This window comes from Bradyrhizobium sp. NDS-1 (assembly GCF_032918005.1).
In the GTDB taxonomy this organism is placed as follows: domain Bacteria; phylum Pseudomonadota; class Alphaproteobacteria; order Rhizobiales; family Xanthobacteraceae; genus Bradyrhizobium; species Bradyrhizobium tunisiense.
Map to the genome: position 1 here is coordinate 1,503,160 of NZ_CP136628.1, position 13,991 is coordinate 1,517,150.

At 64.9% G+C, this 13,991-nt stretch carries 11 protein-coding genes; 7 read left to right on the forward strand and 4 right to left on the reverse strand.

Features of this window, described 5'->3' with window-relative positions:
* Positions 1-84 precede the first annotated feature (84 nt).
* From ftsZ to recN, 4 genes are all read left to right on the forward strand, one after another.
* The gene (gene ftsZ, locus RX330_RS07150; protein WP_212080615.1) at positions 85-1,878 is read left to right on the forward strand and encodes a cell division protein FtsZ; all 1,794 of its coding nucleotides are present in this window, start codon (positions 85-87) and stop codon (positions 1,876-1,878) included.
* Positions 1,879-2,239: 361 nt separating this feature from the next.
* A complete protein-coding gene (gene lpxC / locus RX330_RS07155; RefSeq protein WP_212080616.1) occupies positions 2,240-3,202 on the forward strand; it encodes a UDP-3-O-acyl-N-acetylglucosamine deacetylase in 963 nt (320 codons plus the stop codon).
* 244 nt (positions 3,203-3,446) lie between these two features.
* Positions 3,447-4,337 carry an outer membrane protein assembly factor BamD gene (locus RX330_RS07160; protein ID WP_212080617.1) on the forward strand — a complete coding sequence of 297 codons (891 nt, stop codon included), beginning with the start codon at positions 3,447-3,449 and terminating at the stop codon, positions 4,335-4,337.
* Between the two features lie 13 nt (positions 4,338-4,350).
* Positions 4,351-6,021: a DNA repair protein RecN gene (recN, locus tag RX330_RS07165; protein ID WP_212080618.1), complete on the forward strand. Its 1,671-nt coding sequence runs from the start codon at positions 4,351-4,353 to the stop codon at positions 6,019-6,021.
* Positions 6,022-6,120: 99 nt separating this feature from the next.
* Here the strand turns inward: recN and RX330_RS07170 are convergent, their stop codons facing one another.
* The gene (locus tag RX330_RS07170; RefSeq protein ID WP_317242537.1) at positions 6,121-6,408 is read right to left on the reverse strand and encodes a GIY-YIG nuclease family protein; all 288 of its coding nucleotides are present in this window, start codon (positions 6,406-6,408) and stop codon (positions 6,121-6,123) included.
* A gap of 115 nt (positions 6,409-6,523) precedes the next feature.
* Between RX330_RS07170 and ligA the strand changes: the two genes are divergently transcribed.
* Complete coding sequence (gene ligA / locus RX330_RS07175; RefSeq protein ID WP_317243855.1) at positions 6,524-8,677, forward strand: NAD-dependent DNA ligase LigA; 2,154 nt, start codon at positions 6,524-6,526, stop codon at positions 8,675-8,677.
* A gap of 176 nt (positions 8,678-8,853) precedes the next feature.
* Here ligA and RX330_RS07180 read toward each other — a convergent pair whose 3' ends face one another.
* Both RX330_RS07180 and RX330_RS07185 read right to left on the reverse strand, forming a co-directional pair.
* Positions 8,854-10,128, reverse strand: a complete 1,275-nt coding sequence (locus RX330_RS07180) for a multidrug effflux MFS transporter (RefSeq protein ID WP_212080619.1) — start codon at positions 10,126-10,128, stop codon at positions 8,854-8,856.
* A gap of 209 nt (positions 10,129-10,337) precedes the next feature.
* A complete protein-coding gene (locus RX330_RS07185; RefSeq protein WP_317242538.1) occupies positions 10,338-12,167 on the reverse strand; it encodes an aminopeptidase P family protein in 1,830 nt (609 codons plus the stop codon).
* A gap of 186 nt (positions 12,168-12,353) precedes the next feature.
* On the opposite strand from RX330_RS07185, the gene RX330_RS07190 reads away from it, so the two are divergent.
* Positions 12,354-12,533 (forward strand): hypothetical protein, encoded by a 180-nt coding sequence (locus RX330_RS07190; protein ID WP_212080621.1) that lies wholly within the window; start codon positions 12,354-12,356, stop codon positions 12,531-12,533.
* 115 nt (positions 12,534-12,648) lie between these two features.
* Here the strand turns inward: RX330_RS07190 and RX330_RS07195 are convergent, their stop codons facing one another.
* Positions 12,649-13,536 carry a 50S ribosomal protein L11 methyltransferase gene (locus tag RX330_RS07195; protein WP_317242539.1) on the reverse strand — a complete coding sequence of 296 codons (888 nt, stop codon included), beginning with the start codon at positions 13,534-13,536 and terminating at the stop codon, positions 12,649-12,651.
* Between the two features lie 162 nt (positions 13,537-13,698).
* Here RX330_RS07195 and RX330_RS07200 point away from each other — a divergent pair, with 162 nt between their 5' ends.
* Positions 13,699-13,854 carry a Flp family type IVb pilin gene (locus RX330_RS07200; protein WP_375847607.1) on the forward strand — a complete coding sequence of 52 codons (156 nt, stop codon included), beginning with the start codon at positions 13,699-13,701 and terminating at the stop codon, positions 13,852-13,854.
* Positions 13,855-13,991 lie beyond the last annotated feature (137 nt).

Here is a 13,991-nt window from a genome sequence, read left to right on the forward strand (position 1 = left end):
CTTTCCGCAATTATCGATTTTCACCAACTCCCGCGGCCATTGGCCGGGGCGAACCCACGCGCGCGTGATCGAGAGGCAGCAACCATGACCATCAGCATCAACGTTCCTGATATTCACGAACTGAAGCCCCGGATCACCGTGTTCGGCGTCGGCGGCGCCGGTGGCAACGCCGTCAACAACATGATCACGGCGGGCCTTCAGGGCGTCGACTTCGTGGTCGCCAATACCGATGCGCAGGCGCTGACGATGTCGAAGGCGCAGCGCATCGTGCAGATGGGCACGGTGGTCACGCAGGGCCTCGGCGCAGGTTCGCAGCCGAACGTCGGCGCCACCGCGGCGGAAGAGGTGATCGACGAGCTGCGCGACCATCTCTCCGGCGCCAACATGGTGTTCGTCACCGCCGGCATGGGCGGCGGCACCGGCACGGGTGCTGCTCCCGTGATCGCCAGGATCGCGCGCGACATGGGCATCCTCACCGTCGGCGTCGTGACCAAGCCGTTCCACTTCGAAGGCGCCCGCCGCATGCGCACGGCGGAAGCCGGTATCGCCGAGCTGCATAAAGTGGTCGATACCCTGCTGATCATCCCGAACCAGAACCTGTTCCGGGTCGCCAACGAGAAGACCACCTTCGCCGACGCCTTCGCGATGGCCGACCAGGTGCTCTACTCCGGCGTTGCCTGCATCACGGACCTGATGGTCAAGGAAGGCCTGATCAATCTCGACTTCGCCGACGTGAGAGCGGTGATGAAGGAGATGGGCAAGGCGATGATGGGCACCGGCGAGGCCTCCGGCGACAAGCGCGCGCTGACCGCCGCTGAAGCCGCGATCGCCAACCCGCTGATCGACGATAGCTCGATGAAGGGCGCTAAGGGCCTCCTCATCTCCATCACTGGCGGCAAGGACCTCACTCTGTTCGAGGTCGACGAAGCCGCGACCCGCATCCGCGAGGAAGTCGACCAGGACGCCAACATCATCGTCGGCGCGACCTTCGACGAAGCGCTCGACGGCCTGATCCGCGTCTCCGTCGTTGCCACCGGCATCGAGCAGGCCGCGATCGCCCGCAACAGCCAGGCGACCTCCGCTCCCGTCGCGAACGCGGCCCCGCAGGCGCCCGCAGCGCCGGCCGTGGCTGCCGAGAGCCGTCTTGCCGACCTGACCGCGCGGCTCCGCGCCGACAATCAGCGCATGGCCGAGCGCGCCCAGAAGCTGGAAGCGCAGCTCCCGGCCGCAGCACAGGCTCCGGCCGCTGCCGCGCCGATGGCGCCCCGTCCGAACGTCGAGCGCGCCGCACTCGCCGCGATCGCCGCCGCCGTTGCGGAGGTTCCGCAGGCGCCGGCGCCGATGCAGACCTACGGCGACGTCACTGTGCGCCCGATCGCCCAGAAGCCGACCCTGTTTCCGGAGCCCGAGCAGGCCCCGGTCGCGATGCAGGAGCCGATGACGCCCGAGACCTTCATCCCGCCGCAGGCCGAGCGCCCGGTCCGCGCCCCGCGGATGCCCCGCATCGACGAGCTGCCGATGCCGGCCCAGGCTGAGCTTCGCCAGGCTCGCGGTGAGGTCGAGGAAGAGGCGCCGCAGAAGAGCCGCCTGTCGCTGCTCCAGCGCCTGGCCAATGTCGGCCTCGGTCGTCGCGACGAGGAAAGCGAGCCGCCGGTCGCGGCCCGCACCGCGGGTCCCGCAATGCCGCCGCTGCCCGAGCGCCGCCAGCAGAAGAGCGTGGCGCAGCAGATCGCGTCGAGCGAGCCGGTATCCGAGTATGCCCGTCGGCCCGCGCCGCAGGGCTTGGACATGCATGGCCGTCCCGCGCCTGTTGCGCCGGCGCCACAGGGCGACGACCATCTTGATATCCCGGCCTTCCTGCGACGTCAGGCGACCTGAGGATTGTTACAATAAGGCGGACCAAAAAAGGTCCCGGCAACAAGCTTGCCGGGACCTTTCCTTTTGTCCCGTGCATGCCCGGATTGCGCAGACAAACAACTGATTTTAAATCATTAATTACGTGTTCGGGTGTTCAGTAAAACTGCCGACGGCGGCCCCAAACCTCGGCGTAATTTGGTTAAGCCTTGGCGCGAATACGGCGGGTTTGGGGTAACAATCGGTAAAAAAGCGTGAGTTGGCGCTGTTTGAGGCAGTGACTATGGTTTGCCGTGACTTGGGGATACGGATTCGCAGCGTCGGCACTGACCGGCCAAGTGGGTCTAGTATAAGTCGCAGTGGGTCGTAGTGGGGCGGGTTCCTGATGAAATTTAGCCGGCAAACAACGCTTCGTGCGCAAGCCTCTGTGGCAGGCGTGGGCGTTCATTCCGGTCTTCCCGTCACCCTCACGCTGGGGCCTGCGCCTGTCGACGCAGGCCTTGTTTTTGTCCGGACGGGCCTCGAGGGAAGTGACCGCGAAGTTCAGGCGACCGCTGACCAGGTGATCGCGACCGATTTCGCCACCGTCCTCGGCGATCGCAACGGCCCGCTGGTCTCTACTGCCGAGCACGTGCTTGCTGCACTGCGGGGCATGGGTGTCGACAATGCCACCATCGAGATCGACGGCCCGGAAGTGCCGATCATGGACGGCAGCGCCGCGGCCTTCATTGCGGCGATCGACCAGGCCGGTATCGTGACCCAGCCGGCACAGCGCCGCTTCATTCAGGTTTTGAAGCCGATTTCGGTCAAGATCGGCGACTCCTTCGGCGAGATCAGGCCCTACGCCAACGGCTTCTCCGTCGAGGTCGAGATTGACTTCACCAATCCCGTCATCGGCCAGCAGGCTTACGCTTTCGAGCTCAACCCGGAACGTTTCCGCCGCGAAGTCGGCCGGGCCCGGACCTTCGGTCTGATGTCCGACGTCGCGCGGCTCTGGAGCGCGGGTTATGCCCTCGGCGCCTCCTTCGACAACACCGTCGTGTTCGACGAGGAGCGGCTGCTCAACACCGAGGGCCTGCGCTACGCCGATGAATGCGCCCGCCACAAGGTGCTGGACGTGATCGGCGATCTCTCGCTGGCCGGCCTGCCGCTGCTGGGCGCCTACCGCTCGGTGCGTGGCGGCCACAAGCTCAACCACGCCGTCCTGACCGCGTTGCTCGCCGACCGTACCGCCTGGCGGGTGGTCGAGGGCGAGGCGGCTCGCCGCACCACGCGTCCCCAGGGCGAAGTCGGTCGCGGCATCGTCGGCGGACGGATCGCCGCGGCCTACGGGCCGGACGTGTCCTGACGGCCTTGCCATCGCAGGATCCTGCCGCGGCTTACCCCGGGAAACTCCTGGTAACCATGATCGACTAGCATTGCGGCAACTTCGCCTTAATCCGGGCGGAATGCCTGCCTATCCGGTTGGTTAAAGATCGCTTTTCGGATACATCAGCGTGGTCGCATGGCAGGCACCACGATTATGTTTAGCGCCCGTGACGGGGTTCATGGGCTGGCGGGCACCGCATCACAGGGCGTCAGGGCTTAAAGTCATGTCGGCACAGCGTATGACGCGCGGATATTTCTCGGTCTCGTCGCGAGCCCGTGGGCCGCTTCAAGCCGTTACCTTCATCATGCTCGCGCTGCCGCTGGCCGGCTGCGGCACCGGTTCTCTCTGGGACAAGTTCACCGCCAAGGACGACACCTTCGTCGAGGAGCCCGCCGACAAGATCTACAATGAGGGCCTGTACCTCATGAACGAGAAAAAGGACATGAAGGCGGCGAACAAGAAGTTCGAAGAGGTCGACCGCCAGCATCCTTATTCCGAATGGGCCCGTAAATCGCTGCTGATGTCGGCCTATGCGTCCTACCAGAGCGGCGATTATGACGGCTGCATCGGCGCCGCCACCCGCTACGTCACGCTGCATCCCGGCAGCCCGGATGCGGCCTATGCGCAATATCTGGTCGCGGCCTCCCATTACGACCAGATCCCGGACATCAGCCGCGACCAGACCCGCACCGAGAAGGCGATCGCCGCGCTGGAAGAGGTGGTACGCAAATATCCGAGCTCGGAGTATGCGACCTCGGCCAAGGCCAAGATCGAGGGCGCGCGCGACCAGCTCGCCGGCAAGGAAATGAACGTCGGCCGCTACTACGCGCAGAAGCGCGACTACACGGCGGCGATCAACCGCTACAAGACCGTCGTCACGCAGTACCAGACCACCCGCCATGTCGAGGAGGCGCTGTTCCGGCTCACCGAAGCCTATATGGCGATCGGCATCGTCGGCGAGGCGCAGACCGCGGCGGCTGTGCTTGGGCACAATTTTCCTGACAGTCGCTGGTACAAGGACGCCTATAATCTTGTAAAATCCGGCGGTCTCGAACCGAGCGAGAATCAGGGGTCCTGGATCAGCCGGACCTTCAAGAAGATGGGTCTCGGCTAGGAAATCTGGTTCCATGCTGGCGCGTCTGTCGATCCGTGACATCGTCCTGATCGAACGGCTCGATATCGAATTCGCCACTGGGCTCGCGGTTTTGACCGGCGAGACCGGTGCGGGCAAATCCATCCTGCTCGATGCCTTTGCGCTGGCGCTCGGCGGCCGCGGCGATGCCGGCCTCGTGCGCCACGGCGCTGAGCAGGGGCAGGTCACTGCCGTATTCGATGTCCCCAAAAATCATCCCGCGACCAAGATTCTCGCCGAGAACGGTCTGGACGACACCGGTGAGATGATTCTCCGCCGGGTGCAGCTCGCCGACGGCCGCACCCGCGCCTTCATCAACGACCAGTCGATCAGCGTGCAGACGCTGAAGGCGGTCGGCGCCGCCCTGGTCGAGATCCACGGCCAGCACGACGAGCGCGCGCTGGTCGATGCCGCCACCCACCGCCGCCTGCTTGATGCCTTCGCCGGCCTGGAGAAGGACGTCGCCGCGGTCGAAACATTGTGGGACGCGCGCCGCACCGCCAACACCGCGCTGGAGGAGCATCGCGCCGGCATGGAGCGAGCCGCGCGCGAGGCCGATTATCTCCGCCATGCCTCCGGCGAGCTGAAGCAGCTCGCGCCCAAGGACGGCGAGGAGACATCGCTGGCCCAGCGCCGAACCACCATGATGCAGGGCGAGAAGATCGCCTCCGATCTGCGCGAGGCGCAGGAGGCGGTCGGCGGCCATCATTCACCGGTCTCGACGCTGTCGGCCGCGGTACGCCGGCTGGAGCGCCGTGGCGTCAATTCACCGGCGCTGGTCGAGCCCGCCGTGAAGGCGATCGACGCCGCGATCAACGCGCTGGAAGAGGCGGATCAGCATCTTCAGGCCGCGCTTGCCGCGACCGACTTCGATCCTTCAGAGCTGGAACGCATCGAGGAGCGCCTGTTCGCACTGCGGGCCGCCTCGCGCAAATATTCGACCCCGGTTGACGGGCTCGCCGCGCTGGCCGCCAGATATGCCGCCGACGTCGTCCTGATCGACGCCGGCGCCTCGCAGCTGAAGAAGCTGGAGCAGGCCGCGATCGAGGCAGATAGCCGCTATGCCGCCGCCGCCAAGAAGCTGTCGCTGGCGCGGCAGAAATCGGCGGAGAAACTCAACAAGGCGGTGAATGCCGAGCTCGCGCCGCTCAAGCTCGAACGCGCCAAGTTCATGACCCAGGTCGCGACCGATGAGGCAGCTCCGGGGCCGCAAGGCTTCGACCGCGTCGAGTTCTGGGTGCAGACCAATCCGGGCACCAAGCCGGGACCAATGATGAAGGTCGCCTCCGGCGGCGAGCTGTCGCGCTTCCTGTTGGCGTTGAAGGTCGTGCTGTCCGACCGCGGCTCGGCGCCGACGCTGGTGTTCGACGAGATCGACACCGGCGTGGGTGGTGCGGTCGCCGACGCCATCGGCGGGCGCCTGGCGCGGCTTGCCGGCAAGGTGCAGGTGATGGCCGTGACCCACGCCCCGCAGGTCGCCGCCCGGGCCGACCAGCATCTGCTCATCTCCAAGGACGCCCTCGACAAGGGCAAGCGCGTCGCCACCCGCGTCAACGCGCTAGCCGCCGACCACCGCCGCGAGGAAATCGCCCGCATGCTGGCCGGCGCCGAGATCACGGCCGAGGCAAGGGCAGCCGCGGAACGGCTGCTCAAGGCGGCGAGTTAGCTTTAGGGTTGCGCCGTCATTCCGGGGCGATGCAAAGCATCGAACCCGGAATCTAGAGATTCCGGGTCTGGTCCTTCGAACCATCCCGGAATGGCTCTCTCAATTGCAGATCGACTCGTACAGATCATCCCAGTTTCGATTGTCCTTCTCGATCAGCTGGATTTTCCAGGCCCGCTTCCACTTCTTGAGTTCTTTCTCGCGTGAGATTGCTGAGATCGGATCGTCGTAGACCTCGAACCAAACTAGCTGCGTGATGTTGTATTTCGCCGTGAAGCCTGGGACGGCCTTGATTCGATGCTCGTAGACGCGGCGCACAAGGTTATTGGTGATGCCGACATAGATTGCTCCGTCGCGCCGGCTTGCTAGGATATAGACACAGTATGCCATGGTCTCTCCCCCCAACCGTCATTCCGGGGCGCACGAAGTGCGAACCCGGAATCTCGAGGTTCCGGGTCTGGTCCTTCGGACCATCCCGGAACGACGAGCTAGAACCTTAAGCATGATGGCAAGAGCAGCAAAATCCAAAGCAACACCGCCGCGCGACGTCGCCGACCTCACCAAGGCGCAGGCCAAGGTCGAACACATGCGGCTCGCGCTCGAGATCGAGGGGCACAACGAGCGCTACTATCAGGAGGATGCGCCCACCGTCACCGACGCCGAATATGACGCGCTGCGACAGCGCTTCAACGCCATCGAGAAGCGCTTTCCGGAATTCGTCACGGCGGACTCGCCCTCGCAGAAGGTCGGCGCGGCACCGTCCGGGCGCTTCAAGAAGGTCCGGCATTCCGTTCCGATGCTGTCGCTCGACAACGCCTTTGCCGAAGAGGACGTGCGCGACTTCGTCGGCCGCATCGTGCGCTTCCTGAAGCTCGGCGACGACGAGGTCAATTTCTCCGCGGAGCCGAAGATCGACGGCCTTTCGATGTCGCTACGCTATGAGGGCGGCGAACTCGTCACCGCGGCGACGCGCGGCGACGGTGCGGTCGGCGAGGACGTCACCGCAAACATCCGCACTCTCGAAGACGTGCCGCAGAAGCTGAAGGGACGCAACGTCCCTGATGTCTGCGAGGTCCGCGGCGAGGTCTATATGACCAAGAAGGCCTTCTTGGCGCTCAACGAGCGGCAGAAGGCGGCGGGCGATACCATCTTCGCCAACCCGCGCAATTCGGCGGCGGGCTCGCTGCGGCAGAAGGACCCGACCATCACCGCTTCGCGTCCGCTTGGCTTCTTCGCCTATGCCTGGGGCGAGATGAGCGCGATGCCGGAAGAGACGCAGAGCGGCATGATCGGCTGGTTCGAGCGTTGCGGCTTCAAGACCAACCCGCTGACCAAGCTGTGCCACTCCGTCGAGGAGTTGATCGCGTTCCACCAGAGCATCGAGGAAGAACGCGCGGAGCTCGACTACGACATCGACGGCGTCGTCTACAAGGTTGATCGCATCGACTGGCAGGAGCGACTCGGATTCGTCTCGCGCACGCCGCGCTGGGGCATCGCGCACAAATTCCCGGCCGAGCGCGCCATGACGGTGCTGCGCGACATCGAGATCCAGGTCGGTCGCACCGGCTCGTTCACGCCGGTCGGCAAGCTCGAACCGGTCGGCGTCGGCGGCGTGATCGTGCAGAACGTCACGCTGCACAACGAGGACTACATCAAGGGCATCGGCAACAAGGGCGAGGTGCTGCGCGAGGGCCGCGATATCAGGATCGGCGACACCGTCGTGATCCAGCGCGCCGGCGACGTCATCCCGCAGGTGGTCGACGTCGTACTCGACAAGCGGCCGAAGAGCGCCAGGGAATTCCACTTTCCAAAGAAGTGCCCATGCCCGCTCCACACCGACGTCACGCGCGAGGAGACGGCGGCGGGCGAGGAGGGCTCGCGCGCCCGCTGCACCGGCGAGTTCGCCTGTCCCTACCAGAAGATCGAGCACCTCAAGCTGTTCGTGTCACGCCGCGCCTTCGACATCGACGGTCTCGGCGAGAAGCAGCTGCAGTATTTCTTCGACGAGGGATGGGTCAAGGACCCCGCCGACATCTTCACGCTGGAGAAGCGCAACTCCAAGCTCAAGCTCGAGGAGGTCGAGGGCTATGGCGCGACCTCGGTGCGCAATCTGTTCGCTGCCATCGAGAGCCGTCGCAATATCGCGCTCGAGCGCTTCATCTATGCGCTCGGCATGCGCCATGTCGGCGAAACCACTGCGCTCGCGCTCGCCCGCGGCTACGGCTCCTGGGATGCCTTCCACGACGCCTGCCTCAAAGTCGCCAAGGGCGACGAGGAGGCCATGGCGGACATGGACGCGCTCGACCAGATCGGCGATACCGTGATCAAGAGCATCGCCGATTATTTCGGGGAGAGCCACAATCGCGGCATCGTCGAGCGGCTGACCAGCGAGGTCGAGATCGTCGACGCCGAGAAGCCGAAGAGCAACTCGGCCGTCGCCGGCAAGACTGTCGTGTTCACGGGATCGCTGGAGAAGATGACGCGCGACGAGGCCAAGGCGACGGCAGAGCGTTTAGGAGCAAAGGTGTCCGGTTCGGTGTCGAAGAAGACCGATCTCGTCGTCGCCGGCCCCGGCGCGGGTTCGAAGCTTGCCGAAGCCAACAAGCACGGCGTCAAGGTGCTGACCGAGGACGAGTGGCTGAAGCTGATCGGGGAGTGAGGGGTCGCGCATTGCGTCAAACACTCCGCCGTCATCGTCCGGCTTGACCGGACGATCCAGTACTCCAGAGACCCGTGTTCGAGATTTCGCAGTTGTTACGCGCGCCGCGGCGTGCTGGATGCCCCCGGTCAAGCCGGGGCATGACAGCGAGATTTGGGCACGCGCATAGCCACCCCTCACATCATCCCGCTCTCTTCCTCTTCCGCCTGCTTGATCAGCGTCTCGCTCACCGTCACCTCGCGTCGGGGAACGACGAAGAACATCATGCAGGCACAGAGCAGCGAGATCGCCAGCACCGCGGCGGTGAGCGGCAGCGTCGTTGCGGAGTGTCCGCCGAGATAGGCGCCGAATTGCGACATCAGCGCGCCGATCCCCTGTTGCAGAAAGCCCATGGCGCCCGATGCGGTGCCGGCGGCTTCGGGGCGGATGCTGATCGCGCCGGCCGCGGAATTCGCCATCACGAAGGCATTGCCGACCATCACGATCATCTGCGTGCCGAAGAGCCAGGCGGGCGCTTCGTTCCAGCCGGTAAAACTCCACAGCAGGTTCAACAGACTGCCGGCGAGCTGGAGCGCGAGCCCGAACCAGATCAGCTTTGCCAGCGAGTGCCGCGGCGCAAAGCGCACGCAGAGCAGATTGCCGACCAGAAACGCAAAGCCCGAGGTCGCAAACCAGGCGCCGTATTCGGCGCTGGTCCGGCCCATCTGCGTCACGACGATGTAGGGGCCGCCGCCGGCGAACGTGAAGATGATCTGCGAGGCCAGCACCTGGCACATCACATAGCCGACGAAGGCGCGGTTGCGAATCAGGATGCCGATGTCGCCACGGAAGCCGCTGCCGGCGGCGCGGCTGCGCCGCGTTTCGGGCAGCGCCAGCGCAATGCCGACGGCGACAATGATCGCGGCGGCGGTGATGGCGTAGAAGATCGCGCGCCAGCCGAACGCTGTCTCGATCAGGCCGCCGGTGAGCGGCGAGACCATCTGGCCGATCATGAGCGCTGCGACCACGAGGCTGATCATGGAGGCGACGCGGTCGCGCTCGTAGATGTCGCGGATGATGGCGCGGCTCACCACCATGCCGGAGGCGCCGCCGAGCGCCTGGAAGAAACGCGCTGCGATCAGTTGCGGCAGGGTTTCGGCGAAGATGCAGGCGATGCTCGCCGCGACCATCAGCGCAAGGCCGCCGAGCAGCACAGGGCGCCGGCCGAACTTGTCCGACAACGGTCCCATGACGAGTTGCGACAGCGCGATGCCGACCATGTAGAGCGACACCGTCATCTGCGCGATCGAGATGTCGCTGCCGAAGTTCGTCGCCAGCACGGGCAGAGCCGGAACCAGGATGTAGAGCGAAATCGGCGCGATCCCGGTCATGACGACGAGCAGCAGCAACACCACGCGCGAGGTCGCAAGGTTGGTTGCCGCTTTCGGCGGCTTGCTGATGATGCCGTGCATATTTGTCCGTATCGTTGAATTCAAATCCGACTGTAGCCTGCTCGCGCAAGACCGATATCGGCGTTTCGGAATGCGGCTATACGGATTTCGGGACGGTTATGCTGACGGCGCGACAATGCTGGATGCCCCGCTTTCGCGGAGGATGACAGTCGTGTCGGAGAAGCCTTGCGCAAATCGCGTAGTGCTATGCGCGCTCCGAGGCAGGGACCTTAACCCTCGAGCTCGGCCGTCGCTTGACCGAGCCATGCCTTGGTCGCCTCATCGAGCGCCGGCCCGACTTCGGCCCTTACGCGCGCATGATACGCATTGAGCCAGACGAGCTCATCCCTGCTCAGCATCGCGACATCGATCAGCCGGCGGTCGATCGGTGCCAGGGTCAGCGTCTCGAACGCGTTCATCGATTTCTCCGCGCCCTCGATGTCGGCGGCGACGACCAGCTCGAGATTTTCGATGCGGATGCCGAAGCCGTCGGTCTTGTAGTAGCCGGGCTCGTTGGAGAGGATCATGCCGCGTTTCAGCGGCGTGATCCCGAGCTTCGAGATCCGCGCCGGGCCTTCGTGCACCGAGAGATAGCTGCCGACGCCATGACCGGTGCCGTGCTCGAAATCGACGCCAGCGGCCCAGAGATATTGCCGTGCCAGCGTATCGAGCTGCGCGCCCGTGGTGCCGTCCGGGAAGATCGCGCGGGCGATCGCAATATGGCCGCGCAGCACGCGGGTGAAGCGGTCGCGCATCTCGTCCGTCGGCTCGCCCACGGCCATGGTGCGCGTGACGTCGGTGGTGCCGTCTTCGTACTGCGCACCGGAATCGATCAGCAGCAGGTCGCCGGCCGCGATCCGCCGGTTGCTCTTGCGCGTGACGCGGTAGTGCACGATGGCGCCGTTCGGGCCGGTGCCGGAGATGGTCGGAAACGACACGTCCTTCAGCGCGCCGGTGTCGCGGCGAAACGTTTCCAGCGCCTCGACCGCGTCGATCTCGGTGAGCTTGCCGCTTGGGGCCTCGCGATCGATCCATGCGAGGAAGCGCGCCAATGCAACGGCGTCGCGCACATGGGCCGTCTTGGTACCCTTGATCTCGGTCGGGTTCTTGACCGCCTTGAGCAGGGCAATCGGATCGCTGCCGCGCACGGGCTTGCCGCCGGCGCCCGCGATCAGCCGGCTGAGTGCGTCGGCCGCGGTGGCGCTGTCGAGCGCGATCGATCCGCCGCTCTTGGCCAGCGCCATCAGCGTCGGCGCCATCGCGTCGGGCTCGCGCACGTCGGCGGCCTGCTCGAGATGGTCGCGCGTGAGGTTGGAGAGCTTGCGATGGTCGATGAAGATGGTGGGGCGTCCGTCTTTCGGCACCAGCGCGTAGGACAGCGGCAGCGGGGTATGGGCGACGTCGGCGCCGCGGATGTTGAAGGTCCAGGCGACCGCGTGGCTGTCGGACAAAACCAGCGCGTCGACGCCGAGCTTGGCGATCTCGCCTCTGATCTGCGTCAGCTTCTCGGCTTCAGTGACGCCGGCATTTTGTAGTCCGTGCACGACGACGGGGGCGAGCGGCGGCTGCGGACGATCCTGCCAGATCGCGTCGATTGGATTGCTGTCGACGGCAACCAGCTCGGCGCCAGCCCTGGCGCACGCGGCCGACAGGCGTTCGGCTGCCGCAAAAGTGTGCAGCCACGGATCAAATCCAAGGCGGTCGCCGGCTTTCAGATGCGTCGAGACCCAGCTCTCGGGTGGCGGGTCGATCAGCGATTCCACGGCCCAGGCCTTTGCGTCGACCTGCTTGGCGGCCTGAAGCGTGTAGCGGCCGTCGACGAACAATGCGGCTTCCTGGGTCAGAACAACCGCGAATCCTGCCGAGCCCGTGAACCCGGTCAGCCAGGCCAGCCGCTCTTCCGACGGCGGCACATATTCGTTCTGCTGCTGATCGGCGCGCGGAACGACGAAGCCGGTTAGCTTGCGACGGGCGAGTTCTTCGCGAAGGGCGGCCAGCCGTGCGGTCAATGCGACGCCGGCCTCCGGCTCCTCGAATGTCTGAAAGTGTGCTTCGAACATGGTGGATCACTTTAGGATCATGGGGACGAGTCCGCAATCTGGGCGCATTTACGTCGCATCTGGCATGGACCGTGCTTGAAATGGTTCCACTCGAGTCGAGTGGAGTAAGGATGCGGCAGTCGCGCTTTGTCCGGATAACAGGGAAATTCGAGCAGGTGGTTCATCTCAACGACGAGGGGACACACGATGCCAGCATTCACGTTCGAGAAGATTTCGCCGCCGGTGCGCCGAGCGCCGACCGCGGCGGTACCGAAGAAGCCGCGCAGCGTCATCAGTCAGGTGATCGACCGCATCGCCGTGCGCCGCGCAAGGCGGACGTTGCAAGACGAGCACGCCGTGCGCCAGGACGAGAAGCCGGCAGAGTAGCGGCGGTGTTTGCTCACCTCGCCCCGCTTGCGGCGAGAGGTCGGATCGCATCGTAAAGATGCGGTCCGGGTGAGGGGGCCCAGGTCTCCCGACGATCCCGGGCGTGGAGACGTGGTTATCCTATCTTCCGCAGCAACAGGCTGCTCCATCCCTCGATCCGCAGATGCTTCAACGGCACGAGGCCGCGCGCGCGGTAGGCGGCGATCACGGCGGGCGCCTGGTGCGTCAGCAGGCCGGAGAGGATGACGCGTCCGCCGGGCGCAAGATGCCGCGCCATCGGGCCCGCCAATTGCCTGAGCGGGTTGGCAAGGATGTTGGCCAGCACCAGGTCGAATGGGCCGGCCTTTCCAAAATCCGGCGCGGCGAAGCCGGTGGCGCGGATCACCCGCACATGATTGCCCACTTCGTTCAGCCGGGCGTTTTCGCTCGCCACCCGTACCGATGGCGGGTCGATGTCGGAGGCGAGCACGTGGCGGTGCAGCGCTTTCGCCGCGGCGATGGCCAGCACGCCCGTGCCGGTGCCGAGGTCGAGGAGGTTCCGCGGACGGGAACTCTTCAGGACATGGTCAAGCAGCAGTAAACAGCCGCGGGTGGTGCCATGGTGGCCGGTGCCGAAGGCGAGTGCCGCCTCGATCTCAATCCCGAGCTTGTTCGGCGCCACGCGGTCGCGGTCGTGGCTGCCGTGCACGACGAAGCGCCCGGCCGGCACTGGGACGAGGTCTTCCAGGCTGGCCTTGACCCAGTCCTTGGCTTCCATCGTGTCAAAGATAAGGGTGTCGGCGACCGCATTTCCTGCCGAATTTACAACGAGTTCTCGCAGGAGCGCCTGGTCGGGCGCCTCGGCGAAATGAAGCGTGACGTCCCATTGCCCGTCCGGCCCCTCGAAGGCGGCGACCGCCGCATCGCTCTCGAAAAACACCTCGGTGAGCACGTCGACGACACGCCTGGCGTCGGCCTCGCTGCTTATGGAAAAGCTGGCGCGATGGGTCGGAGAAGGCTGCATCAGGGTTCCATTGAGTTTAATTTTGGGAACTTTTGTTCCCGATTTACCGCATAACTTGCGGTTCCCCGGTTAACTCGGGCGAAGGCTGTGTCCCGTACATTTCCGAGTGTCAAATTAAGTCATCGCATCTTTTAGTTGAAACGGAGGCTAACCTTGAAGAGCATGATTCAGAAGTTCTGGTCGGATGAGTCCGGTGCAACGGCGATCGAATACGGTCTGATTGCGGCGGGCATCGCCCTGGCGATCATCACCGTGGTGAACAACCTGGGCACCACCATGAACGAGAAGTTCACTTCGATTAGCACCTCCTTGAAGTAATTTCCGCCTCCATTTCCCAGCGAGGCTGCTTTTCTTCCGAGGCTATTCCTGATCACCGCCCGCGAGGGGAATTCCCCTGGCGGGCGAGGTCGTTTCTGGCGAGCGCTTTCGATATTCACAGATTGTCCGCAGCTTGC

Coding starts and splice junctions, on each gene's coding strand:
- ligA (WP_317243855.1), top strand. CDS start 6,524: ATGGCAAGAGCAGCAAAATCCAAAGCAACACCGCCGCGCGACGTCGCC.
- recN (WP_212080618.1), top strand. CDS start 4,351: ATGCTGGCGCGTCTGTCGATCCGTGACATCGTCCTGATCGAACGGCTC.
- RX330_RS07170 (WP_317242537.1), bottom strand. CDS start 6,408: ATGGCATACTGTGTCTATATCCTAGCAAGCCGGCGCGACGGAGCAATC.
- RX330_RS07190 (WP_212080621.1), top strand. CDS start 12,354: ATGCCAGCATTCACGTTCGAGAAGATTTCGCCGCCGGTGCGCCGAGCG.
- RX330_RS07180 (WP_212080619.1), bottom strand. CDS start 10,128: ATGCACGGCATCATCAGCAAGCCGCCGAAAGCGGCAACCAACCTTGCG.
- RX330_RS07185 (WP_317242538.1), bottom strand. CDS start 12,167: ATGTTCGAAGCACACTTTCAGACATTCGAGGAGCCGGAGGCCGGCGTC.
- ftsZ (WP_212080615.1), top strand. CDS start 85: ATGACCATCAGCATCAACGTTCCTGATATTCACGAACTGAAGCCCCGG.
- RX330_RS07160 (WP_212080617.1), top strand. CDS start 3,447: ATGTCGGCACAGCGTATGACGCGCGGATATTTCTCGGTCTCGTCGCGA.
- RX330_RS07195 (WP_317242539.1), bottom strand. CDS start 13,536: ATGCAGCCTTCTCCGACCCATCGCGCCAGCTTTTCCATAAGCAGCGAG.
- lpxC (WP_212080616.1), top strand. CDS start 2,240: ATGAAATTTAGCCGGCAAACAACGCTTCGTGCGCAAGCCTCTGTGGCA.
- RX330_RS07200 (WP_375847607.1), top strand. CDS start 13,699: ATGATTCAGAAGTTCTGGTCGGATGAGTCCGGTGCAACGGCGATCGAA.